The 23,292-nt window shown below is 70.9% G+C and carries 14 protein-coding genes and 2 pseudogenes; 9 read left to right on the top strand and 7 right to left on the bottom strand.

Annotated features, from left to right (window positions below):
• The first annotated feature begins 78 nt into the window (after window positions 1-78).
• Window positions 79-1,665, top strand: a complete 1,587-nt coding sequence (locus ABZT02_RS03770; protein ID WP_356013889.1) for a carboxylesterase family protein — start codon at window positions 79-81, stop codon at window positions 1,663-1,665.
• 19 nt (window positions 1,666-1,684) lie between these two features.
• Here ABZT02_RS03770 and ABZT02_RS03765 read toward each other — a convergent pair whose 3' ends face one another.
• A complete protein-coding gene (locus ABZT02_RS03765) occupies window positions 1,685-2,740 on the bottom strand; it encodes a LacI family DNA-binding transcriptional regulator (RefSeq protein ID WP_356013888.1) in 1,056 nt (351 codons plus the stop codon).
• A gap of 222 nt (window positions 2,741-2,962) precedes the next feature.
• Entirely contained in the window at window positions 2,963-3,904 is a 942-nt protein-coding gene (gene mmuM / locus ABZT02_RS03760; RefSeq protein ID WP_356013886.1) for a homocysteine S-methyltransferase, read from the bottom strand.
• An 89-nt stretch (window positions 3,905-3,993) separates the two neighbouring features.
• On the opposite strand from mmuM, the gene ABZT02_RS03755 reads away from it, so the two are divergent.
• Window positions 3,994-5,118, top strand: coding sequence for an aminoglycoside phosphotransferase (locus ABZT02_RS03755; RefSeq protein ID WP_356013884.1), 1,125 nt, complete (start codon window positions 3,994-3,996; stop codon window positions 5,116-5,118).
• A 10-nt stretch (window positions 5,119-5,128) separates the two neighbouring features.
• Here the strand turns inward: ABZT02_RS03755 and ABZT02_RS03750 are convergent, their stop codons facing one another.
• On the bottom strand, window positions 5,129-7,219 hold the full coding sequence (locus ABZT02_RS03750; RefSeq protein WP_356013883.1) for an autotransporter: 2,091 nt from the start codon (window positions 7,217-7,219) through the stop codon (window positions 5,129-5,131).
• 189 nt (window positions 7,220-7,408) lie between these two features.
• On the opposite strand from ABZT02_RS03750, the gene ABZT02_RS03745 reads away from it, so the two are divergent.
• Together ABZT02_RS03745 and ABZT02_RS03740 are read left to right on the top strand one after the other, a co-directional pair.
• A complete protein-coding gene (locus tag ABZT02_RS03745; protein ID WP_356013881.1) occupies window positions 7,409-8,485 on the top strand; it encodes a glycoside hydrolase family 43 protein in 1,077 nt (358 codons plus the stop codon).
• Window positions 8,482-9,891 carry an RICIN domain-containing protein gene (locus ABZT02_RS03740; protein WP_356013880.1) on the top strand — a complete coding sequence of 470 codons (1,410 nt, stop codon included), beginning with the start codon at window positions 8,482-8,484 and terminating at the stop codon, window positions 9,889-9,891. Before ABZT02_RS03745 ends, ABZT02_RS03740 begins: the two co-directional genes overlap by 4 nt.
• A 7-nt stretch (window positions 9,892-9,898) precedes the next feature.
• Here the strand turns inward: ABZT02_RS03740 and ABZT02_RS03735 are convergent, their stop codons facing one another.
• Window positions 9,899-11,581, bottom strand: a complete 1,683-nt coding sequence (locus tag ABZT02_RS03735) for a rhamnogalacturonan lyase B N-terminal domain-containing protein (RefSeq protein WP_356013879.1) — start codon at window positions 11,579-11,581, stop codon at window positions 9,899-9,901.
• 193 nt (window positions 11,582-11,774) lie between these two features.
• Between ABZT02_RS03735 and ABZT02_RS03730 the strand changes: the two genes are divergently transcribed.
• The 4 genes from ABZT02_RS03730 to ABZT02_RS03715 all read left to right on the top strand — a co-directional run bounded on the left by ABZT02_RS03730 (window position 11,775) and on the right by ABZT02_RS03715 (window position 20,799).
• Window positions 11,775-12,815, top strand: a complete 1,041-nt coding sequence (locus ABZT02_RS03730; protein WP_356013877.1) for a rhamnogalacturonan acetylesterase — start codon at window positions 11,775-11,777, stop codon at window positions 12,813-12,815.
• An 88-nt stretch (window positions 12,816-12,903) separates the two neighbouring features.
• Window positions 12,904-14,595 (top strand): DUF2264 domain-containing protein, encoded by a 1,692-nt coding sequence (locus ABZT02_RS03725; RefSeq protein WP_356013876.1) that lies wholly within the window; start codon window positions 12,904-12,906, stop codon window positions 14,593-14,595.
• 112 nt (window positions 14,596-14,707) lie between these two features.
• A complete protein-coding gene (locus tag ABZT02_RS03720) occupies window positions 14,708-19,939 on the top strand; it encodes a caspase family protein (RefSeq protein ID WP_356013875.1) in 5,232 nt (1,743 codons plus the stop codon).
• Entirely contained in the window at window positions 19,936-20,799 is an 864-nt protein-coding gene (locus tag ABZT02_RS03715) for a hypothetical protein (protein ID WP_356013873.1), read from the top strand. Before ABZT02_RS03720 ends, ABZT02_RS03715 begins: the two co-directional genes overlap by 4 nt.
• 49 nt (window positions 20,800-20,848) lie before the next feature.
• Here the strand turns inward: ABZT02_RS03715 and ABZT02_RS03710 are convergent.
• Together ABZT02_RS03710 and ABZT02_RS03705 are read right to left on the bottom strand one after the other, a co-directional pair.
• A pseudogene (locus ABZT02_RS03710) lies at window positions 20,849-20,935 on the bottom strand (carbonyl reductase); the annotation flags it as partial.
• A 57-nt stretch (window positions 20,936-20,992) separates the two neighbouring features.
• Window positions 20,993-22,423 carry a hypothetical protein gene (locus ABZT02_RS03705; protein ID WP_356013871.1) on the bottom strand — a complete coding sequence of 477 codons (1,431 nt, stop codon included), beginning with the start codon at window positions 22,421-22,423 and terminating at the stop codon, window positions 20,993-20,995.
• Between the two features lie 98 nt (window positions 22,424-22,521).
• Here ABZT02_RS03705 and ABZT02_RS03700 point away from each other — a divergent pair, with 98 nt between their 5' ends.
• Window positions 22,522-22,890 carry a VOC family protein gene (locus tag ABZT02_RS03700; protein WP_356013870.1) on the top strand — a complete coding sequence of 123 codons (369 nt, stop codon included), beginning with the start codon at window positions 22,522-22,524 and terminating at the stop codon, window positions 22,888-22,890.
• Between the two features lie 98 nt (window positions 22,891-22,988).
• Here the strand turns inward: ABZT02_RS03700 and ABZT02_RS03695 are convergent.
• Window positions 22,989-23,216, bottom strand: a pseudogene (locus ABZT02_RS03695) (SDR family oxidoreductase); the annotation flags it as partial.
• Window positions 23,217-23,292 lie beyond the last annotated feature (76 nt).

Raw genomic sequence — 23,292 nt, 5'->3', positions numbered from 1 at the left:
CGCTCTGCACCGGAATACCGAGCCGAAATGTGGTGCTCTGTTGTTCACGGTGCAGTAGCGCGGTGAGGAGGCCGGCGGATGACAGCAGTCCAGGCGGATCCCGTGGTCGGCACGCCGTACGGGGCCGTACGCGGCCGGTACGAGAGCGGCGTCGCGGTGTTCCGGGGCATCCCCTACGCGGCCCCGCCCTTCGGCCCCCGCCGCTTCCGGCCGCCGGAGCCGCCCGAGCCCTGGGACGGCGTGCGGGACACGGTCGACTTCGGGCCGACGGCGCCGAAACCGCCGTACTCCGAGGCCTTCGCGCAGTACCTCTCCGACCCGTTCGTGCCCGGCGACGACTGCCTCAATCTCAACGTGTGGACGCCCGCGCCCGGCCCCGGGGCCCGGCTCCCGGTCCTGGTGTGGCTGCACGGCGGCGCGCTGACCAGGGGATCCTCCGCGGTGCCGGTGTACGACGGGCATGCCTTCGCCCGGGACGGCGTCGTGTGCGTCTCGGTGAACTATCGGCTCGGCGTGGAGGGCTACGGCCTCTTCCCGGACGCCCCCGCCAACCCCGGCCTGCGCGACCAGCTCGCCGCGCTCACGTGGGTCCACGAGTCGATCCGTGCCTTCGGCGGCGACCCCGGGCGGGTGACGTTGGCCGGGCAGTCGGCCGGCGCGATCAGTACCGGAGCCCTGCTGGCCGCCCCGCAGGCCCAGGGCCTGTTCCGGCGCGCGGTCCTCCAGAGCGGGCCGCCGGAGGCGAGCGACCGGGACAAGGTACGGCGGATGGTGCGCCGGATGGCCACCCGGCTGAAGGTCCCCGCCACCGCTGTGGCCTTCGCCGACGTGGACCGTGACCTGCTGCTGCGCACCCAGGCCGAGGTGGGCCGGCTCAGCAGCCCGGTCCTCGGCGGCCCCGCGTTCGGGATCGTGGTCGACGGCGACCTCGTGCCGCGCGACCCCCTGGAGGCCCTCACCGAGCCGGGTCCCGGCATCGCGAAGGACGTCGACCTGATGCTGGGCTGGACCAGCGACGAGTACCGCCTCTGGCTCGTCCCCGGCGGACTCCTGGAGCGGGTCGACCGGCTCGGCCCGGTCGCCCTCGCCGGTGCCATGGCCCGCTGCCACTGCGGTTCCGAGGTGGTCCGCGGCTACCGTGCCCTGCACCCCGACGCCGGCACCGCCGAGATCGTCGGCCAGATGGTCACCGACCACGTCCTCCGCATCCCCCTGCACCGCCTGGCCGAGGCCCGCCCCGGTGCGTCGTACGTCTACGAGTTCGCCTGGCCCTCCGACCGCCCGGACCTCGGCGCCTGCCACGCCCTGGAGCTGGGCTTCGTCTTCGACACCGGAAACACCCCCGAGTCGGCCAAGCTCGCGGGTGAGGGCGCCCCGACCGAGCTCGCCGACGCCATGCACGGGGCGTGGGTGCGCTTCGCCGTCGACGGCGACCCCGGCTGGCGGCCCTGGGACGCCACCCACCCCGTGCAGATCTTCGGCAAGGGCGACCCCTACCTCGCGTCCGGCCCTCGGGACGCCGATTTCGCGGTGTGGACGGCCGACCCGACCACCGAGGAGACGGCGCCCGTGTCGGAGCCGGTGGAGGGCTGGCCGGCCCGGACCGCGGAACTGCGGTCGGTCGTACGACGGCTGCGGCGCTCGGGGCTCGCGCGGCGGCACTGAGGGCCGCCCCCGCCGGGTCTCAGGTGCCGGTCGCCCCGACCGAGTCCCTGACCACCACATGGGTGCCCACCAGGAGATGCTCGGCGGGGTCCTCCGCCGTGCGGCCCAGCGCGGTGCGGACGGCGAGACGGCCCAGTTCCGCGTAGGGCACGTGGACGGTGGTGAGCGCCGGGTGCAGGTCGCGGGCGAAGGGGATGTCGTCGTAGCCGGCCAGGGAGACGTCACCGGGAACTTCGAGTCCGGCCTCGTGCAGGGCGGTCAGGGCGCCCGCCGCGACCATGTCCGTGGCGGCGACCACGGCCGTGAAGTTCGGGCCCTCCTTCAGGGCCCGGCGCATCAGGCGGTGACCGGAGTCGCGGGTGAAGTCGCCGTTCAGGACCAGCGCGGGGTCGGGGTCCAGGCCGCGGGCGCGGTGCGCGGCGAGATACCCGCGTTCACGGCCCTGCGCGGTGGTGTGGTCGGCCCTGCCGCCGAGGAACAGCACCCGCCGGTGGCCCTGGGACAGGACGTGGGCGACGAGCGCGTAGGCGCCGCCCTCGTTGTCGTACTCGATGACCGTGACGGGCGCCCCGGGGCCGAGCGGGGGTCTGCCGCACAGCACGAGCCGCGATCCCGCCGAGGCCAGCGAGTCGGCCATACGCCGGGTGCGCTCGCGGTACTCGACGGTGTCGGCGGCGCCGCCCACCAGGATCACGGCGGCGGCGCGCTGGGCCCGCATCATCTCCACGAACTCCAGTTCGTGCTCGACGTCGCCCTCCGTGCTGCACACCAGACACAGATGGCCCAGCCGGGTCGCCTCGCGCTCCACGCCGTGCGCCATCAGGGCGAACGAGGGCCCGGTGATGTCCTCGAGGACGAAGGCCAGCGTGGGCGTGCCGACGCCCGCGATCGCCTTCGCGCGCGCGTCGGCGACGTAGTCCATCTCGCGTACGGCACGCATCACGCGCGTGCGGGTGGCCGCGCTCACCGGATACACCCCGCCGAGCACCCGTGACACGGTCGACGCGGACACCCCGGCCCGTGCCGCCACGTCCCGGATCGTGCTCCGGCTCGCGTCCTCGCTTTTCCTGGTCATTCTTCCGCCTCCCCCTTCGGAACAGCGGCAACACCGATGGAAACCGGTTCCCGAGCGGGAGGCTAGCAGGGGGAGGGGGGCGAGGCTAAGGGGCGGGAGCGGGGGAAATCCGGGGGGCGCACAGCACGCCCCGCAGGGGTGCGGGGAACTGCGCGAGCAACCACGACGAACCCGCAGCCGTGAGACGCCGGGAGATTACGGCGAGAAGGCGCACCGCGGAAGTCAGCGCAGCGCCCCCGCGATCCCCGAGATCGCCTCCGGTCCCACCCGGCAGCACCCCCCGATCAGTCGCGCCCCGGCCCCCTGCCAGTCGCGTACCTGCTCCGGGGCGAAGGACGAGTCGCCCTCCCACGCGCGCGTGCCCGCGTTCCAGACTTCCCCGCTGTTGGGATAGACGACGACCGGCTTGCCGGTGACCCGCGCGGCGGTCTCGACCGCGCCGTTCACGTCCTCCGGGACGCAGCAGTTGACGCCGACCGCGACGACCTCGTCCGCGTCGGCGGCCAGGGCGAACGCCTCCTCAAGGGGCTGACCGGCCCGGGTACGGTCGCCCGCGACGGAGTAGGAGAGCCAGGCCGGGACACCGAGGCCGCGGATCGCCCGCAGCAGCGCCTCGGCCTCGTCGCTGTCCGGGATCGTCTCCAGGGCGAAGACGTCGGGTCCGGCCGCCGCCAGCACCTCGAGCCGGGGCCGGTGGAACGCCTCCAGCTCGGCCACGCTCAGGCCGTAGCGCCCCCGGTACTCCGAGCCGTCCGCGAGCATCGCGCCGTACGGCCCGACCGAGGCCGCCACGTACAGCGGCCGCCGGACCCCCTTCGCCTGCGCCTGCCGCGCCGCCTCGCGCGCCAACCCGACGCTCAGGCCGAGCAGTTCGGCCGCCCGCTCGCGCTCGATCCCGCGCTTGGCGAACCCCTCGAAGGTGGCCTGGTAGCTGGACGTGATCGCCACGTCCGCGCCCGACTCGTAGTAGGCGAGATGAGCCTCGGTGATCGCCTCGGGCCGCTCCGCGAGCAGCCGCGCCGACCACAGCTCGTCGCTCAGGTCGTGTCCGGCGGACTCCAACTGGTTGGACATACCGCCGTCGAGCACGACCGGACCGGCCGCGAGGGCCTCGGCGAAGGGGCGGGCGGGAACATCGGGGACTTCGGGGGTCTCGCTGGTCATACCCCGACGCTAGCCGAAGGGCAGGGAAACGGCTGCGGCCGTCCGGTACGCGAACACCGGGACCGGTACATGGCCCTACGCTCTCGCGCATGACCGAACTGGACATCGACGTCGTGGCCGCCGAAGTGGTGGAGGTCCTCGGCCCCGGCACGGGCCTGGCCTTCGCCTCCTCCCTCACCCACAACCCGGGAAACGGCGTCACCGGCGGCGTCTGGAGCATCACGTCCGGAGAGCGCAGGGCGGTGCTGAAGGTCCTCACCCGCACCAAGGACGTCACCGGACCGTGGGCGGCTTCCGACGACCCGCGGCACTGGAACTACTGGCGGCGCGAGGCGGACGTCTACACCTCGGGACTCGCCCGGGCCTGGCAGCCGTACGGCATCCGCGCGCCCCGTCTGATCGCCTGTGTCGAGCGGGCGGACGGAGATGTGGCGTTGTGGCTGGAGCGGGTGGAGGGCAAGCCTGCCGAGCGCTGGTCGATCGACGCGCATGTACGGCACGCCCACCGTCTGGGGGCGGCCCAGGGGGCCGTCGGCGCGCTCGACGAACCCTGGCTGTCCCGTCGGTTCCTGCGCGAGTACATCGGCGGCAAGACCGTAGGGCTGGAGCTTCTCGACGATGACGAGGCCTGGCGACAGCCTCTGGTGCGCGACCACTTCCCCGCGGAGCTGCGCCGGGACATGGTCCGCCTCCATCACGACCGCGAGTGGTTCCTCCAGATCATGGAGTCCCTGCCGCGCGCCTTCAGCCATCTCGACCAGTGGCCCGCGAACGTCCGGGCGGACGGGCGGGGCAGTGTGCTGCTCGACTGGGCGTTCGCGGGTGACGGTGCGCTCGGGGAGGACCTCGGCAACTACCTTCCCGACTCGGTCTTCGACCTGTTCCTGCCTGCCGCCCGGTTGCCCCGGTACGCGGCGGCCGCGTATCACGCCTATCTGGAGGGGCTCCGGGCCGGCGGGTGGCGGGGGGACGATCGGCTCGTGCGGCTCGGGGTGTGTGCGTCGGCCGTGAAGTACGACTGGCTCACCGCGCTGATGCTGGCTCGGGCGGGGGAGGAACGGCAGTTGGACTACGGGGGAGGGCGGGAGGTTTCCGCGCAGCGCCGGTACCGGGAGCGGGGGCTGGCGCTGACCTTTCTCGCCGAGTGGGCGGAGGAGGCGCGTGAGCTGGCGCCTCGGCTGGGCTTTCCCGAGGCGCCGAGCGCTTCGCTGTGACGGCTGTGGTTCAGTGCGCCGCGTGGCGCCCGCCCCTGGGGCGCCTGCTTCGCCTCCGCACCGTCGGCGGGACCACCAGACCGCCCAGCAGACCCAGCGCCAGGATGTACGGCCACCAGCCCAGCCCCTCGGCCACCTCACCCGCGGCGTGGGGCGCCGCGGCCGCTGCTTTCGGCGTCGCAGCGGAACGGACACCCGGGGATGCGGTGGCCGAGACGGCGGTCAGTACGACGTCGTTGCCGTCCCCGCCGCGGTAGGTGATCCGGTACGTCGTGTCGGCGAGCTTGAGTCGCGTGCCCTCCTTCAGGCCCTTGAAGGCGCCCTTGATCTTCGACGTGCCCTTGTTGTTCAGCAGGGTGATCCGGCGGGCGGGGGCGGTGCCGACGGCAGAGAAGTCGAGGACGCCGGCAAGCCGTACCGGGCCCGTCACCTTCAACGGAGCAGCTCCCAGGACCAGTTCACCCTTCGCGCTCTGCGTGTAGCCACCCAAGACGGTGAGCCCGCCCGCGACCACCCCGTCGTTGGTGACCGCGCCCTTCACCGTGCCCTTTCCGGTCAGCGAGGACACGATCCTCAGCCCGGCCGTGCCCGGGTCGAGCCGTGCGGCCGACGAGGTGAGCCGGATCCCCCTGCTGTGGGCGAGAGTTGCTCCGCCGCGCAGGGCGAGCGTGCCCTTGCGGACGGTCGTCGTCCCCGTGTACGTCACCGCGCCGCCGGTCAGTGTCGTCGTCGCCCTGCCCGCCTGGGTGAGGGAGCCGCTGCCGCTGATCCGGGGCAGGGTCAGGGGCTTGGCCGTGTTGTCGAGGACCAGCGAGCCGTTGTTCACGACCTTGTAGAGGCCGCCCCCGGTGTAGAGCCCGCCGTCGCCCCCCGGCTTGCCACTGCCGAGGCGGAGCACGGCGCCCTTCTCGACCGTCGTGGAGCCGTCGTAGTACTGGACGGCCGCGAAGGTGACGTCGTTGCCCCTGGTCCCCTTGATGACGATGTCACCCGCGCCGGGCGCGGACAGGGTGTCGTGGAAACGGCCGCCGCCGATGGGGGCGCCCAGGGTCACCGGACCGTTGTAGTCGAAGGTCAGCCGTGAACGCGAGCGCGCGGCGAGGAGGTTGATGTACACCGTCTCCGCCGTGCCCGGCATGAAGATCCTGCTGGTCGTCCCGTCGCCCCACTGGACGTTGGCGCCCTTGATGTTGGTGCCGCGCTTGTTGACGTTCTTGGCGGCCGGCGTCCAGTTCAGGGCGGGGTCGCTGAGCGAGGGGTCGGTGTCGCCGCCCTGGTTCGACCAGCTGTACTGGCCCGTGAGGACCACCTTGCCGCCCGGCCGGGACTGGACGTTGATGTCGCTGCCGTACTCACGCTGGTAGAAGTCCATCCGCTGGGTGACGGTCTGGCCCAGCGGCGTGTCCACGGTCCAGGTGCCCTGGTTGAGCACCTTGCGCATGTTGGGCAGTGCGGTCGCGTACTCGGGCCGCCCCGCGTTGGCCTGTGTGCCGTTGTCGACGACCCCGGAGAACGGGCCGGACGTCAGGTCCCAGGTGCCCCAGAGGAAGCGTGGCTGGGTGACCAGGCCGGAGCCGCTGACGGTGCCCAGGTTGTAGGCGCTCTTCAGGGACAGCCGCAGGGTGCCGTCGACCCGGATGTTGTCCTGGTTCAGCCGGAACGCCGGGGTGTTGTAAGGGAAGTGGCCGATCAGGCCGGTCGTCCCGCCGTTGCCGTACTGCAGGGTCGCCCCGCGCTCGACCGTGATCGCGGGCGGGTCCGGGCGGGTCGTGGTGACGTACGGGTGGTTGCCGCCCGGCGTCCGTACGGACTGCCGTTGCCGGGACTCGGGCAGCGTGAAGTCGCTGTCCTTCGTGAGGATCAGCGTCCCGCCGCCGCGCACGGTCAGCGTGCCCTCGCCGCGGAACACCCCGTCGTACGTCGTCGTCCCCGCGGGCACGGTGACGACCGTGTCGCCGCTCAGCGTGACGTCCCGGTCCGCGAGGACGTCGGCCGTGACATCACGGGGGCCGGCGGCCAGCGCCTGGGGAGCGGTGACCATGAGGGCGACCGCGGCCAGGGCACCGGCGGCCGCTGCTGTTCTGTGGAAATGGCTGCGCACATGATCGGAGACGGGCGACGTGGGAGCCGATAACAGAAAACCGAGAACAGAAAGCGCCTTCTTTTAGTCGCGTCCGACCCGTTGACCTCCTGGTTCCCCAGCCGTACCTTTCGGCTGTTCGCAATAACAACAGATGTTCTCAATACCGAACATCGCTCTCAGGACACCCCCACCGGAGAGGCAGTCCGTATGAGCCGCGCCCCCGACGTCCCCCACCGACGACTGCTGCTGAAAGGTGCCCTGGCCGCGGGCGCCCTGGCCGCGACCCCCACCGTTGCCGAAGCCGCCCCGCGCCCGAAGAAGGCCGCGCCCTTCGTGAACCCGCTCGTCCGCAACCGCGCGGACCCGTACATCCACCGTCACACCGACGGCTACTACTACTTCACCGCCACCGCCCCCGAGTACGACCGCATCATCCTGCGCCGCTCCCGCACCATCAACGGCCTCGCGAGCGCCGACGAGTCCGTCATCTGGACCAAGCACCCGACCGGTGTCATGGGCGCCCACATCTGGGCGCCGGAGATCCACCGCGTGGGCGGCAAGTGGTACATCTACTTCGCCTCCGCGCCCGCCGAGAGCGTGTGGGACATCCGCATCTGGGTCCTGGAGAACGCCAACCCCAATCCCTTCAAGGGCACTTGGGTGGAGAAGGGGCAGGTCAGAACGGCCTGGGAGACCTTCTCCCTGGACGCCACCACCTTCAGCCACCGGGGCAAGCGCTACCTCGCCTGGGCCCAGCACGAGCCCGGCCTGGACAACAACACCGGCATCTTCCTGTCGAGGATGGCGAACCCATGGACCCTGACGGGTCCTCAGATCAGGCTCTCCACCCCGGAGTACGACTGGGAGTGCGTCGGCTACAAGGTCAACGAAGGACCCTCGGTCATCGCCCGCCACGGCCGCCTGTTCATGTCCTACTCGGCCAGCGCCACCGACTGGCACTACTGCATGGGCCTGCTCACGGCCGACGCGGACGCCGACCTCATGAACCCGGCGAGCTGGTCCAAGTCACCGACCCCCGTCTTCACCAGCAACGACACCACCAGGCAGTACGGCCCCGGCCACAACTGCTTCACGGTCGCCGAGGACGGCCGCAGTGACGTCCTCGTCTACCACGCCCGCCAGTACAAGGAGATCGTCGGCGACCCGCTGAACGACCCCAACCGCCACACCCGCGTCCAGAAGCTCGGCTGGCACACGGACGGCACCCCGAACTTCGGCATACCGGTGGCGGACACCGCCCCGGACACGGAGGTTGCGTCATGAGACGTGCTCACGCGGTACTGCTCGCCCTCTGCCTGGCCCTGGCCGGCGCCCTGGTGACCGCCGGACCGGCCCAGGCCGCCCCGCTGACGATTCCCAACGGCGTCCAGTTCACGGACACTTCGGGAGGCGCCCTGCACGCCCACGGCGGCGGCGTCATCAAGGTCGGCTCCTACTACTACTGGTTCGGCGAGGACCGCAACGCCGACAACACCTTCCGGTACGTGGACGCCTACCGCTCCACCGACCTGAAGAACTGGGAGTTCAGGAACCACGTCCTGACCCAGTCCAGCGCCTCCGAGCTCTCCACCGCCTACATCGAGCGGCCCAAGGTCATCTACAACGCGACCACCGGCAAGTTCGTGATGTGGATGCACAAGGAGAACGGCACCGATTACAGCGAGGCCCGCGCCGCCGTCGCCGTGTCGTCCACGGTCGACGGCAACTACACCTACCAGGGCAGCTTCCGCCCGCTCGGCGACAACATGTCCCGTGACATCACGACGTTCGTCGACACCGACGGCACCGGCTACATGGTCTCGGCGGCCAACGAGAACTACGACCTGCACATCTACAAGCTCACCGCCGACTACACCGGCGTCGCGAGCCTCGTCGCCAACCCGTGGGTGGGCGGCCACCGCGAGGCCCCGGCCCTGTTCAAACGCAACGGCGTCTACTTCATGCTGACGTCGGGCGCCACCGGCTGGAGCGCCAACCAGCAGCAGTACGCCACCGCGACCTCCCTCGCCGGTCCATGGACCTCGATGGCGAACGTCGGCGACTCCACGACCTACAACTCGCAGACCGCGTACGTCCTTCCGGTCCAGGGGACTTCGGGCACCTCGTACCTCTACATGGGCGACCGCTGGGGCAACTCCTTCGGCGGGACCGTCAACGACTCCCGTTACGTGTGGCTGCCGTTGACCTTCCCCAGCTCCACCACCATGTCGATGTCCTGGTACCCCGAGGTCACGATCGACGCGGCGGCCGGGACGATCTCCGGCACCGGTGCCACGTACAACACGCTGGTCTCCCGCAACAGCGGCAAGTGCGCGGACGTGGCCAACCAGTCGCTGTGGCAGGGCGTCGCGATCAGCCAGTACACCTGCAACAGCGGCGCCAACCAGAAGTGGTGGTTCAAGAACCTCGGCACCGGCTACTACCAGCTGGTCGGCCGCGGCAGCTCGCTGTGCCTCCAGGAGAACGCCACCGCCGTCACCCAGGAGAACTGCGGCAGCGCGACCAGCCAGCAGTGGTCGGTGGTCACTTCGGGCTCGTACGTGAACATCAAGGCCCGAGCCAGTGGTGAGTGCCTGGACGTGAACGGCGCGTCCACCGCCAACTCCGCCGCGATCATCACGTACACGTGCAATGGAGCGGCCAACCAGCAGTGGACGCGCGGCACCTGACGTTGGATCAGGTGAGCAGGTCGATCGCGTCGATCGATGTGCCCGCGCTGAGGAAGGACGTCGAACCCGAACCGCTCGCCACGTAGATCTTCAGCGTGTTGTAGGCGCTGGTGTCCGTCAGCCAGGCGGACGCCGGCACGCTGTAGGTGAACGTGTAGTTGTTGCCCCGGTACGAGCCCACGGTCAGCGACCGGGTGCTCGGCTGGGTGGGCGGGGAGGGGACGGCGGAGGTCCAGGTGTCGTTGACGACCACCTGCGGGCGGCCGTTGGCGTAGGCCGTCGTCACCCCGATGCGCAGGGTGTGCGCCGCCGCTGCCTGGGCGGCCGTCAGCTTGAAGTAGACGATGATTCCGCTGTTGACGTCTTTCCACAGATAGCAGGGAAAGGCCGAGGTCTCGGTGCCGCTGCCGATGACGACGTTGCCGGTCCAGGAGGAGGCGCGTACGTCGGACGGGTGGGCGTACGTCATCAGGTCGGCATTCTTGAAGCCGCCCGGCGTGCCGTCCCAGTTGTTGATGCGCCAGATCGCGCTCGCGTTGCTCGGATCGTTCGAGGACGGGATCGCGATGCTGTTCAGGGTGGTCGTGCCACCCGCGCTGACGCTCACCGAGCCGGTGTAGACAGCGAGTTCACCCTTGAAGACGGTCAGGGTGTACGTCCCCGGCAGCACACCCCCGATGGAGAAGTAGCCGTCCGAGGACCGCGCCGAACCCCAGTACTGGGCGGCGGAGTTGGCGAGTCCGACGGTGTAGGCGTACGCCGTGTTCCGGCCGGTGATGCCTACGCCGGCGACCTTGCCCCGGCCGCTCGCGGGGACGTACCCGGAGATGCCGAGCGAGTCCGCCCACGAGGTGGTGAGGGTCCCCGGGTACAGCGAGGAGGAGGGGGCGCCGCCGTCGGTGAAGGCGATGACGTAGGGGCCCTGGAGGCCGAAGCGCTGGGCCTCCGTCTGGTTCTCGCCGTAGTACAGGATCTCGTACAGGCCGCCACCGTCCGCGCTCTGGTGGCGCAGGAGGGAGCGGTAGAACGGGCCGCCGGAGGCCTTCTCGTGGTTGGAGCGCACGATGTACAGGCCGACGCTGCCGGTGGTCCAGCCGACGTAGTTGTAGTCGATGACCCGCGCCTTCGCGTAGTGCTTGGAGCGGGTCTGGCCGTCGGACTTCGCGAAGACGTCGGAGGCCTCGATGGTGGTGGGCGCGTAGGTGTACGAGTCGGGCTCGTCGTTGAGGAACTTGCCCGCGTTGACGCGCAGGATGTAGCGGGTCGCCGAGACCGAGTCGTCGGCCTTGTTGGTCCACAGGTAGACGTTGTTCTCGCCGCTGCGGGCCGCGTAGTAGTGCTTCAGCGTGCCGTACGCGACCGAGATCAGGATCGTCGTACCGGACTGCTTGATCGTGACGGTGGAGGTGCCGAGGCCGGACTCGATGTGCGAGTTCTTGCCGCCGTAGCCCTGGTACTGCGTGCCCTTGTAGACCAACGAGGTCAGGTCGCCGTTCGTCTTGCTGACCTTGAAGACGAGGTTGGCGCCGGTGTCGACGACGTAGTTCGAGCCGTCGTCGGAGTAGCCGAAGCTCGCGGCGGACGCGCTCCCGGCGAGCGGCCCGGCGAGGGCGGCGGTGCCCGCGGCGGCGGCGGTGCCGAGGACGAAGGTACGGCGTCCGACCGGTCTGTTCACGGCGGATTCGGACATGGGGGTGCCTCCTTCGAGAGGTGTGGGGGTGGGGCAGGCACTTTGGAGAGTGACAGTTGAATCGATTTCGCGAAAGGGCTTTCGCGTGCTGGAGGTTGGCAATCTTGTGAAATCGGCCCGGGGGCTAGAAAGCGCTTGCCGAAGGGGGTACGGTCCAGCCGCCAGGCCTTGTCGTCCGTCTGAGGAGCCTCGAATGAGACGTTTCAACCTCGCCGTGCTGGCAGCGGTCACGCTCAGCGCGGGCCTGACCGCCGTACCGGCGCAGGCGCACACCGGCCGCCCCCTCGGCATCGAGAACTGCACCACCGCCGGCTGCCACTTCGACGTCCCGCCGGGCACGTACGACGTGAAGGTCCGCCTCGGCGGCGATGCCGCGTCGAGCACCGCGATCAGCGGCGAGACCCGGCGTTCACTGCTGCCGGAGACGGCGGTCGCCGCCGGCGAACGGGCCTTCCGCAGCTTCACCGTGAACGTCCGCACCCCGGAGGGCGAGCCCACCGGCCCCGACGGCACGCCGGGCCTGGACCTCGCGCTGGGCGGCTCGGCCCCCGCCCTCGCCGACATCGAGGTCACCCGCGCGCGGCACGCCCGCCAGATCTTCCTGGTCGGCGACTCCACGGTCTGCGACCAGCCCGCCGACCCCTACTCCGGCTGGGGCCAGCAACTGCCCCAGTACCTGCGCAAGGGCGTGTCCGTGGCCAACTACGCCGACTCCGGCGAGAGCACGGTGACCTATCTGGCCGAGCCACGCCTGTGGGCCACGGTCCAGCCGCTGATCCGCCCCGGCGACCTCGTCCTCGTCCAGCTCGCCCACAACGACAAGACGACGGACGAGGCGACGTACCGGGCGAACCTGGAGACTCTGGTCGCGGGTGTGAGGGAGAAAGGCGGGAACCCTGTCCTCGTGACGCCCATCGTGCGACGCTGGTTCAACTCGGACGGCACGCTGAACAACGGGACGGCCCTGCTGGTCAACGGACTCGGGGTGGACCATCCCGCGGTGATCCGCTCGGTGGCCGCGGACGAGGACGTCCCGCTGATCGACCTGACGGCGAAGACGAAGACGCTCGTTGAGTCCCTGGGAGTGGAGGGCTCCAAGGCGATCTACCTCTACAACGAGAAGAAGGACAACACCCACACCTCCGTGCACGGCGCCACCGTGTACGCGGGCCTGGTCCGCGACGAACTGGTCGCACAGGGACTGGTGCCCAAAGGGGCTGTGAGGGTGGGATAGACGCCTGGGGCGTCCCGACCGGAACCGGGGCGCCCCAGGTCTTGTCATGCGAGCCTGCGAGCCTGCGAGTACGAAAAAGAGAGAACCGATGCAGCTGCCCCCCGAGGACCGCACCCTCAGTCCCCGCACCGGCTACACGCGCGCCCACTGGGAGGCCGCCGCCGACGCCCTGCTCGCCGCGGTGGAGCCGTACGCGACCGAGGACCGCGCCCTCTACCACCTCCCCGGTGACCGCCAGAGCTGGTCCGGCCGCCTCTCCGACGGCCTTGAGGGCTACGCCCGTACCCTCCTGCTGGCGGCCTTCCGCCAGGACGCGACCGCGCTGGAACGGTACGCCGACGGACTCGCCGCCGGTGTCTCGGGGATCTGGCCCCGCATCGAGGACCGCAGCCAGCCGTTGGTGGAGGCGGCTTCCATCGCGTTCGCTCTGCGGATCACCAAGCCGCTGCTCTGGGACCGCCTCGACGACGCCGTACGGCAGCGCGCCGCGGCCTGGCTCGGCGACGCGCTCACCGCGGAGGCCTGGCCCTGCAACTGGGAGCTCTTCCCGGTCACGGTCGCGGGCTTCCTGGCGTCGGCCGGGTATGAGCAGGAGGCCTCCCGCAAGGCGGTCGACCGCGGCCTGGAGCGCATCGAGCAGTGGTACGTCGGCGACGGCTGGTACACCGACGGCGACGGTCGCAAGTTCGACTACTACAACGGCTGGGCCATGCACCTCTACCCGGTGCTGCACGCCTGGCTGGCGCAGGACGACCGGTTGCTGGACCTGTACGGCGGTCGCCTCTCCCGCCATCTCGACGACTACGCCCGCCTGTTCGGCGCCGACGGCGCCCCGATGCACCAGGGCCGCTCACTGACGTACCGCTTCGCGACCACCGTCCCCCTGTGGCTGGGCGCGCTGACGGGCCACACCCCGCTGCCCCCGGGGGAGACCCGGCGGCTGGCCTCCGGGGCCCTCAAGTACTTCCTGGACCGGGGCGCGGTGGACTCCCGCGGCCTTCTCACCCTCGGCTGGCACGGCCCCAACCCGGCTGTCCTGCAAGGCTATTCGGGCCCGGCCTCCCCGTACTGGGCGAGCAAGGGCTTCCTCGGCCTGCTGCTCCCGGCCGACCACGAGGTGTGGACGGCGGTGGAGGAGCCCGGCCCAGCCGAGCGCTCCGACGCGGTCACCTCGATCGCCGCCCCCAACTGGCTGCTCCAGTCCACGAGTTCCGACGGCGTGGTCCGCCTCCACAACCACGGCAGCGAGGACGTCCGCTACGACCCGTACTACACCCGCCTCGCGTACTCGACGGTGACGGAGCCCTCCTCGTCGTACGACAACAGCGTGCTCGTGGGCGGCGATCCGAGCCGTACGGAGATCGAGCCGCTGGGGGTCGGTGCGGGATGGGTGGCCTCCCGGCACACGGCGGCCGGGGGTGCGCGGGTTTCCAGTGTCGTGCTCGCGCGGGGCGCCGTGGAGGTGCGGGCGTTCCGTGTCGACGGGGCTGCGGAGGGGGCGGAGGTGAGGCTGACCGGGTGGTCCGCGCGGGACGGGGTGTCCTCCGAACTGCTTCCCGTGTCCGGCCTGGAGCCTTCCGGCGCTGAGCTGGCCGGGACCGTCGGCGCCGGGCCGTCGCTCTTCGTCGCGCTCGCCCGTCTCACCGCCGTACGGAATCCCGGCGACCTGGCGGAGACGGTCTCCGTCGAGATCACCAGCGGCGACGGGTTCCAGGTCAGGTGGGCCGAGGGCGAGGTGACCCGCGTGCGGATGGACGCGGAGCAGATCGCCGTTTCCTGACGAACACGCTTCGGCAGCGGAGCCGTTGGGCACTTTCCCTACGCGGGACCTAAGAGTGATCGCCCCGCTGCATTGGTCGGAAACGCTGCGGGGGCGGGCGATGGGGCTGCGGGTGGGTCGGCGATTCTTCGTGGCGTTGGGCGTCGGCCGCTACCGTCACCTCTCGGCGGACGAACAACTCGCACAGGTTCCCTCGGACGTCCGGGCCGTGCGGGAACTGTTCGACGGCCTCGGATACCGGACGGTGCTGCCCGGCCTCGGTGAGTACGACACCGCCGAGCAGATCCGCCAGAAGCTCCGCCACTGGTCCACGGACGTCTCACTCACCGGCGACGACGTGGTGGTCGTGTACTTCGCGGGACACGGCTTCGCGCGGGACCGGGACCGGCACTACCTCCTGTGCTGGGACTCCCATGCCGACGAGGACGTCGCGGCCACCGCACTGGCCACCGAGGACCTCGTACGCATCCTGTGCCGGGGAGAGCTGCGTCATCTGCTCCTCGTCCTGGACACCTGCGCCGCGGGCGCCGGAAGCGCGGAGGCCGCCGCACTCGCCCTGCAGTCGATCGCCTACCGCCACGCCGGCGCCGGCACGGGGCTGTGGTTCCTGGCCTCCGCACGGCGTAGGGACATCGCCGAGGAGGGGCGCTTCGTCGGCACACTGCGCGCGGCGGTGGACGTCACGACCGAGCGTACCGGTCAGCGACAGCAGTACCTCGACCTGACGGAACTGGTGAAAGCCGTCAACGAGCGCTTTGAGGCGGACGGCCTCGGGCAACGGGCGGAACTGGCCAGCGGCTTGGTGACCGGCCTGGCCCCCTTCCTGCCCAACTCCGGCTACCGGGAGTCGCTGCCGCCCATCGGCACCGACCTGGAGGTACAACGCCGGGTCGCTGCACAGGACCTCGTCGACCACTTCGGCCCGCGCTCGCGTGGTGTGGAGTTCGAATCGGAACACGGTCTGTACTTCAGTGGCCGCACCAGGGTTCTGAGCGAACTCACCCAGTGGCTCACCGCACCGGAGGGCGACGGCCGAGGGAGGGTCGTCACGGGCAGTCCGGGATGCGGCAAGTCGGCAGTCCTGGGGAGGGTCGTGGCCCTGTCGGATCCCGGATACCGGACGAGGTTCGACCTGGAGGGCCTCGATCAGACGACGGTGGTTCCCGAAGGGTGCGTGAAGGCCGCGGTCCACGCCCGGCACAAGCGCCTCGACGAGATCGTCGAGCGCATCGCGGACCACCTCGGCGTGGCCGTCGACGGCTCGGCGGCCCTGCTCCAGGAGCTGACCCGGCGGGGCCGCAAAGGGCCGCCGGTGGTCATCGTGGTCGACGCGGTGGACGAGGCCGGCTCCGACACGGCGGCGGACGCGGGCGGCCATGGAGAACCGCGGCGTATCACACGAGAGTTGCTACGCCCCATGTCCGAGATCCAGGGCGTACGGCTCCTGGTGGGAACCCGCCACGAACTGGTCACTCCGCTGGGGCCCACCTTCCGCTGCATCGACCTCGACCGCCCCGGCTACCGGGCCGAGCAGGACGACGTCACCGGATACGTCACCAAGATGCTGCTCGCCGCGGAGGAGCCGGAAGTTCCCAGCCCGTACCGCGGCCGGCCCGGGCTCGCCACTGCGGTCGCGGTCGGTGTCGCGGCCAGGGCCGCCGGGGTCTACCTCTACGCCAGGACCACCGCTCGCACCCTGCGCTCGGACCGCAGCGCGGTCGACATCAGCCGCCCGGGCTGGGCTGATGACCTGCCCAGCGAGATCGGGGAGGCCTTCGACGACTACCTGGCGCGCTTCGGCCCCGACGAACCCCGGGTACGCCGCATGCTGCTGGCCCTCGCCTTCTCCGAAGGCACTGGGCTGCCGCGTGGCCGGATCTGGACGACGCTCAGTACCGTGCTCTCCGGTGCGAAGTGCACCGAGGCCGATGTCTCATGGGCGCTCGACGTCGCCGGGGCGTATGTGGCGGAGGTGGTCGACGACGACCGGCGCTCGGTCTACCGGCTCTACCACAAGGCCTTGGCGGAGCATCTGCGCAAGACCGAGGGCCGGGTGATCGCCGACATCCAGAGCGCCGTCGTCGAGGCGCTCGTCTCCGTCGTACCCGCTCTGGCCGACGGCAGGTGGGACTGGTTCGGCGCGCCGCCCTATGTACGACAGCATCTGGCCACGCACGCCGCGGCGGCGGGTCGGCTCGCGGAGCTCATCGAGGATCCCGGGTTCCTCCTGGCCTGTGAGACCCTCGGGCTGCTGCGGGCGTTGGCGTCGGTCGACGGTGAGGCCGCGCGCCGCATCCGTACCGCCTACGAGCAGGTGGCGCACCGGCTGACGCCCGACCGCGCGCTGGGCGCCCGTGCGGCCGACCTGCAACTGTCGGCCCGACGCTGCGAAGCCGACGAACTGGCCGACCGGATCGAGCGGTTGGGCGTCTCACTGCCGTGGACGGCACGCTGGGCCTGGTGGTCGGCGAGCGGCGCGCACCGGCTGTTGAGCGGTCACACCAAGCTGGTCGACTGCGTCGCCGTGGGCGATCTGGACGAACGGCCCATTGCCGTGACCGGAAGCGTCGACGCGACCGTCCGGGTGTGGGACCTCACCACACAGCGGCAGATCGGTGAGCCGCTGGCCATGGGCGTCGCCGTGAGTGCGGTCGTCATCGGTGAACTCGGCGACTACACCGTGGCATTGGCCGGCGGTGTGGACGGCACGGTCCGAGTCTGGGACCTCTCGGCGGGCCAGGAGTACGGCAATCCCCTGACCGGCCACACCAACGGCATCGAGGCCATCAGGATCGGCGTGCTCGGAGAGCGTCCGGTGGTGCTGACGGCGAGCGGCGACGGCACCGCGCGGATCTGGGACCTGGCCGAGCGCAGACAGCTCGGCGCCGATCTGTCCGGGCACCGGCGCACGGTGCGGGACGCGGCCCTGACCGAACTCGACGGGCGCCCGGTGGCGGTCACCGGGGGAGACGACAAGGCGATCCGTGTCTGGGACCTCACCGATGTGGCGGACGGCGGTGACGCGCATGTCGACGGCAGCCCGCTGATCGGGCCGGCCGAAGCGGTCACCGCCCTGTGCACGGGGCAGCTGGACGGGCGCACCATCCTGCTCGTCGGAGACAAGACCGGCATGCTCAGCCTGTGGGATCTGGCCGCGCGACGCCAGATCGGCGAGCCCGCCGTCGCTCACCGCCACTTCGGCCGCAGAGGCGTCTTCTCGGCCGAGATCGGTCGGTTCCGCGGCCGCACCGTGGCCCTGACCTGCGGATGGGAGGAAACCCGCCTCTGGGATCTGCCGAGCCTGCGCCAGCTGGGCCCGCCGCTGCGAGGTCACGTCGACGAAATCCGGGCCGCAGCCCTCACCAGCCGTGGGGACGCGTCCTTGGCCGTGACCGTCAGCCGCGACCGCACGGCACGGATATGGGATCTGACCGCCGACCAGCCGGCTGAGGCACACAGTGGTCAGGTGCACTGCGTCGACATACAGGAGGTGGTGGGCCGGCCCCTGGCCGTGACGGGCGGTGCCGACGGTACCGCCAGGCTGTGGGACATGCGCACCCGCGCCCAGATCGGGCGGCCGATGGCCGGACACCTGGGCGCAGTGCTGGCCGTCGCGTTGGGCAGCGCCGGGGGCCGGGCCATCGCTGTGAGCGGTGGGGAGGACACCTGGGTGAGGTGTTGGGATCCCTTCTCGGGCGAGCCGTCAGGCCCGCCGCTCACTGGCCACACCAACGCCGTGAGCTGTGTCGCGATCGGTGAGGCGAACGGTACAACGGTCCTCGTCAGTGGCAGTGAGGACGGCACGGTTCGGGTCTGGGACCAGCGCACCGGTGAGCTCATGGTGCCGCCCCTCTCCGGGCACATCGGTGGGGTCGAGTACCTGGCGGTGCGCGGCGTCGGCCGCGAGCTGGTGATCGCCCTCGCGACCACACGTGATCACGCGTATCTCTGGAGGGTGGGCGACCGGGAACCGCAGGCGCCGGAAGCCCACTTCAACCTCGAAGACGTCACCCCGTACACCGAGGCGCTGGGTGTGGCCTTTCACGGCGATCGACCGGTCGCGCTGTCGACACGCGAAGGCAACGGGGTGTATGTACACGACATCCTGACGCGCGCCCAGGTCGGCGGCCCGCTTCTCGGCCACACCAGCCGGGTCATGGCTGCCGCGCTCTCCTTCGTCAGCGGCGTGGCACGGGTGGCCAGCACGTCCTATGACGACACGGCCCGGGTGTGGAACCTCGAAACGGCCGAAGCCGTGGGATCTCCGATGGAGGGCCAGACGCGGCTTTCGGGCGTACGCCTGTGCCCGGCGCCCGCGATGGGGGCGGTCGACGGCACACCGGTCGTGGTGACGGCCTTCTGTCACGAGGTCCGGGTCTGGGACCTCATCACGACGTCTCCCCTCGGTGAACCGTTGTGCGGCGCGGACCGTCACCTGGTCGCGGCAAGCATCCTGCCGACCCCGGACGGCAGGGCCGTGGTGGTCACCGGCAGTGGAACAAGTGGCGTACGTTTCCACGATCTCGCCGACGGACACCAGGTCGCGCCGCACGTCACCTCGATCCACTACTCGCTCTACGACCTTGCGAGTGCCCGCCTGGACGGACGGACCGTGGTCGTGACGAGCAGTTGGTGGGGCGCGGACATCTGGGCGCTCGACCCGCGTGAGCGTCTGGGGAAGCGGCTCGGTATGACATGGACGGCGTCCTTGCACGCCGTGGAAGGCCGGACCTTCGCCGTCTCGGTGGCGGACGACTACGCCCTGCACGCCTGGGACCTGCGGAACCAGGCCCCGCTGTTTCCGCCGATGAGGGGCCATACGTCGACGGTTACGGGGCTCCGCAGCGCCGACGGACTCGGCGCCCCCCATCTCCTGGCCAGCGCCTCTCTGGACGGCACTGTGAGGCTGTGGGATCTGCGCACCGGCCGCCTCGCCCTGGATCCGCTCACAGGCCGGTCCACGACCGCGTACAGCGTCAATTTCATCCGCCTCGGCCGGGATCTGGTCGTCTCAGGCGTCACCGACGGCCGTCTGTGCTTCTGGGACCTCACGAGCGGAACGCCCACGGGGCCGGACCTCGAGCCGTTTCCTTCCGCGGTCATGCAGCTCGGGGTGGCCGACATCAACGGCGTCCCGGTTCTCGTCGCGGGGGACGGATACGGCCTCCTGCGGATCTGGGACACGCGCGCAGCCGGCTGGACCGCCGAACTCGACGTCGGGGGCGGCATCAACGGACTGGCTGTTTCCGACACCGGTCACGTCTGCGTTGCCACCGCCACGGGCGCAGTCGTCCTCGGCATCAACATCGCCGACGCTCCGGAGAACCGAGGAGACCCCCTATGACCCGGCTCGTACTCCTCCACGGCATAGCCCAGCAGCACAAGGGCCCGCACACTCTGCTCGGCGACTGGTACCCGGGCCTCGCCGACGGCGTCAGCCTCGCCGACGCGGAACTGGAAAAGCGGGACGTGACCATGGCGTTCTACGGCGACCTGTTTCGGCCCGCCGGCCACCGCGGTCTGGGCGAGCCCGAACTGGACGCCTCCGACGTCGAGGAGGGCCTCGAACGGGACCTCCTGCTGGCATGGTGGGAGGCGGCGGCCCGGGCGGAGAGCCAGGTGCCGGGACCTGACGTGGCGGCGCGAGGCCGTACGCCGTACCTGGTGCAGCGCGCCCTGGACGCCCTCAGCCACTCCGCCTTCTTCGCAGGCATCGGTGACCGGATGCTGATCTCCGACGCCCGCCAGGTCAGGCGCTACTTCACCGAAGCCGACCTGCGCACGGCGGTCCAGGCCCGGTTTCTCGCCGCGCTCACCGACCGGACCGAGGTGGTCGTCGCGCACTCCCTGGGCTCGGTCGTGGCTTATGAGGCCCTTTGTGCTCACCCGGAGGTACCGGATCTGACGTTGGTCACGCTCGGTTCGCCGCTCGGTGTGCGCGGACTCGTCCTTGACCGGCTCGTCCCGGCGCCCCAAGACGGGCGGGGGCGCTGGCCCGCCCCCGTGCGGCGCTGGACCAATATCGCGGACCGGGGCGACGCCGTGGCTCTGGCCAAGGAGTTGTCGTCGGTGTTCGGAGGCCGGGTCACCGATGTCCTCGTACACAACGGAGCCAAAGCCCATGACGTCCGGCCGTATCTCACCGCGCGCGAGACGGGGCAGGCGATCGCCTCAGCCTTGCGGAGTCGCCGAGCGGGGCGCTGACACCAAGGCAGGCGCGCTCGGGGAGGATCAGTCCAGTCCAGGACGGCCCCGGCGACCGGGCGTGGCTGTACTCGCTGAACCAGGGGCCGGACGTGGCGGTGTCGACCATGCCCGGGCAGACGGCGGCGATCAGGGTGCAGGGGGGAGAGGCCGAGTCCGCGGCGTTCGGCGGCGTCGCTCCCGGGTACCGGCCTCAGGGCTTGAGCCGCGCGATCCGCAGACTCGTCGACGTCGGGGACGCACCCGTCGAAGGCTTCGCGTACGTTGGCGTGACCGGGACGTACGCCCAGGTCAGCGTGCCGTCCTTCTGGACCGCGATGTCACCCGTGATCCGCGTCGGCACCACCTTGTCCGCGCTCTGGAACGTGCCGTTCCAGTCGATGAGCCGGAAGTGCGTGCCCGTGAAGGTGCCGGTGCAGGTGCCGCTCGCGCACTTGGCGTTCTTCAGGAACTCCCAGGAGACGAGGAGGCGGTTGCTGCCGTACGGCGCCACCCGTACGTTGACGTGCTCGACGGTCTTGGCGCCGGTCAGGTAGATCGCCTTGCCGGGACCGGAGCTGCGGTTCTTCAGAAAGGCCACCGCCACTTGGTGCGTGCTGGTCACCGGCTTGACCGTCCAGCCGCGGCCGCTCGCGTCGTCCGGGTTCTTCTTCGCGGACGCGGCACCGCGCGAGGCGAAGGCGGTCGCGTAGCGGCCGGTGGAGGACTTCACCAGGTCGCCGGTGCGGCCCGCGAAGGTGCCACCGCAGTAGCCCGCCCAGCATTGCTCGCGCTGCACCACCGGAGCCACGTCCGGGGCGCCGATGCCCGTCGACACGAACAGCCCCGAACGCCAGTCGTCGAAGCACAGGGAGGTGAAGTCACCGGTGGTCTCGGCGCGCAGGGCGATGCCCTCGTTGTGGCTGCACCCCCAGCCCCAACCTCCGCCCAGCTTCGCGCCCTTGGCACCGACGTACGACAACTTGTCGCCGAAGTGGCCGTCCGCGAAGCCGCCCGCGCCGTGCACGACGAAGTAGGCGCCGTACTTCTTCCCGTTCCAGGCGAGTTGGCCGTCGAGGGTGGGGGAGGTGTCGTGGGAGGCGGTGCCGGTGAGCTTGGTGCGGAACGTCTGCTTGCCGTTCGTGTACCGGACGATCGCGGCCGCCGTCTCCTTCCACTTGTTGGTGTCGGCGACCCGGGTGAGCAGGGCGAAACCGTCGTTGTGCGCGACCAGCCCGCCGACCTCCTTCGCCCCCTTGACGACGGTGTCCGTGCCCGAGCGCTTCCCGGCGGACGTCAGCGGGGTGACATGGATGCCGTCCGAGGCGGGCCAGGCCACGCGCAGGGTGCCGTTCGGCGCCACGGCGGTCGCCGTCCGGGTCCACTCGCGCGTGTTGTTGTAACCGGCGGACAGATAAGGGAACTTGGCGGGCAGACTCACGGCCGTGGTGGTGGGGGCGAGCGTGGGAGGGGTGGCCGCGCCGGCCGTGGCGTACCAGGCACCGGCCAGCGCGGCGGTCGCGGCGAGACCGGCGATGACGGGCCTACGTGCCGCGCGGACCCGGCGGTGGCCGGCGCGGGGGGTGTCGCGAACCGTGTTGCTCGGGGTGTCGCCGTCGCGCGATGTGCGTCTTGCGGAAGTCATACCCCCAGGTCGCCGCGGGGGCCGCGAAGGTTGCCGTGGCGCGGGCGGCCGTGGCTTCAGGCCTTGCCGCGCCCGACGGTGTCCTTGAGAATCCCCCCATGACCTCCGCCATCCGCCACATGACGATCGACTGCGCCGACGCCTACGCGCTCGCCGACTTCTGGTCCCAGGTCCTCGGCCAACCGCTGAACGAGGAGGACCGGCCGGGTGACGAGGAGGCGCAGATCGAGGGCGCGGGCCTGCTCTTCGTCACCGTCCAGGAGGCCAAGAGCGGCAAGAACCGCCTGCACTTCGACCTCCAGCCCCAGGACCGCACCCGCGACGAGGAGGTCGCCCGCCTCCTCACCCTGGGCGCGACACTCCTCGACGACCAGCGCACGGGCGACGGCATGGGCTGGGTGGTCCTCGCCGACCCCGAGGGCAACGAGTTCTGTGTGGAGCGGAGCGCGGCCGAACGGGAGAGCTGAGATCGGGCCCCGCACAGGGGCCCGGCCCAGTCGGTCGGGCGGGACGCCGTGAGCGGTGGCGGGTGGCGACGGGTCGGGGCCGTCTGTCGGGGTCGGAACTGGTTCTCGCCGCCGTTGACGTGCAGGGTGGTGCCGAGCATGAAGCTGCTGTCCGCGGAGGCGAGGAAGGCCACGGCGGCGGCCACCTCCTCCGGGCGACCCCTCCGGCCGACCGGCACTCCCGCCGCGAGCTCCGCCTTGACGGCGGCCGCGTTCTCATCGCCGACGGCGATGTCGACCCCGGGGGTGTCGATCGCTCCCGGTGCGACCAGGTTGACCCGGATGCCCCAAGCGTCCCGCAACCCGCAACCCGCAACCCGCAACCCGCAACCCGCAACCCGCGTCCCGCGTCCGACGACGCTC

Origin of the sequence: Streptomyces sp. NPDC005402 (genome assembly GCF_040606575.1) — a bacterium.
In the GTDB taxonomy this organism is placed as follows: domain Bacteria; phylum Actinomycetota; class Actinomycetes; order Streptomycetales; family Streptomycetaceae; genus Streptomyces.
This window is presented reverse-complemented; position numbering and strand designations above follow the sequence as displayed.

What these genes read in the sequence shown, in the direction of transcription:
- ABZT02_RS03770 (WP_356013889.1), top strand. Translation starts at nt 79, where the DNA reads ATGACAGCAGTCCAGGCGGATCCCGTGGTCGGCACGCCGTACGGGGCC.
- ABZT02_RS03765 (WP_356013888.1), bottom strand. Translation starts at nt 2,740, where the DNA reads ATGACCAGGAAAAGCGAGGACGCGAGCCGGAGCACGATCCGGGACGTG.
- mmuM (WP_356013886.1), bottom strand. Translation starts at nt 3,904, where the DNA reads ATGACCAGCGAGACCCCCGAAGTCCCCGATGTTCCCGCCCGCCCCTTC.
- ABZT02_RS03755 (WP_356013884.1), top strand. Translation starts at nt 3,994, where the DNA reads ATGACCGAACTGGACATCGACGTCGTGGCCGCCGAAGTGGTGGAGGTC.
- ABZT02_RS03745 (WP_356013881.1), top strand. Translation starts at nt 7,409, where the DNA reads ATGAGCCGCGCCCCCGACGTCCCCCACCGACGACTGCTGCTGAAAGGT.
- ABZT02_RS03740 (WP_356013880.1), top strand. Translation starts at nt 8,482, where the DNA reads ATGAGACGTGCTCACGCGGTACTGCTCGCCCTCTGCCTGGCCCTGGCC.
- ABZT02_RS03735 (WP_356013879.1), bottom strand. Translation starts at nt 11,581, where the DNA reads ATGTCCGAATCCGCCGTGAACAGACCGGTCGGACGCCGTACCTTCGTC.
- ABZT02_RS03730 (WP_356013877.1), top strand. Translation starts at nt 11,775, where the DNA reads ATGAGACGTTTCAACCTCGCCGTGCTGGCAGCGGTCACGCTCAGCGCG.
- ABZT02_RS03725 (WP_356013876.1), top strand. Translation starts at nt 12,904, where the DNA reads ATGCAGCTGCCCCCCGAGGACCGCACCCTCAGTCCCCGCACCGGCTAC.
- ABZT02_RS03715 (WP_356013873.1), top strand. Translation starts at nt 19,936, where the DNA reads ATGACCCGGCTCGTACTCCTCCACGGCATAGCCCAGCAGCACAAGGGC.
- ABZT02_RS03705 (WP_356013871.1), bottom strand. Translation starts at nt 22,423, where the DNA reads ATGACTTCCGCAAGACGCACATCGCGCGACGGCGACACCCCGAGCAAC.
- ABZT02_RS03700 (WP_356013870.1), top strand. Translation starts at nt 22,522, where the DNA reads ATGACCTCCGCCATCCGCCACATGACGATCGACTGCGCCGACGCCTAC.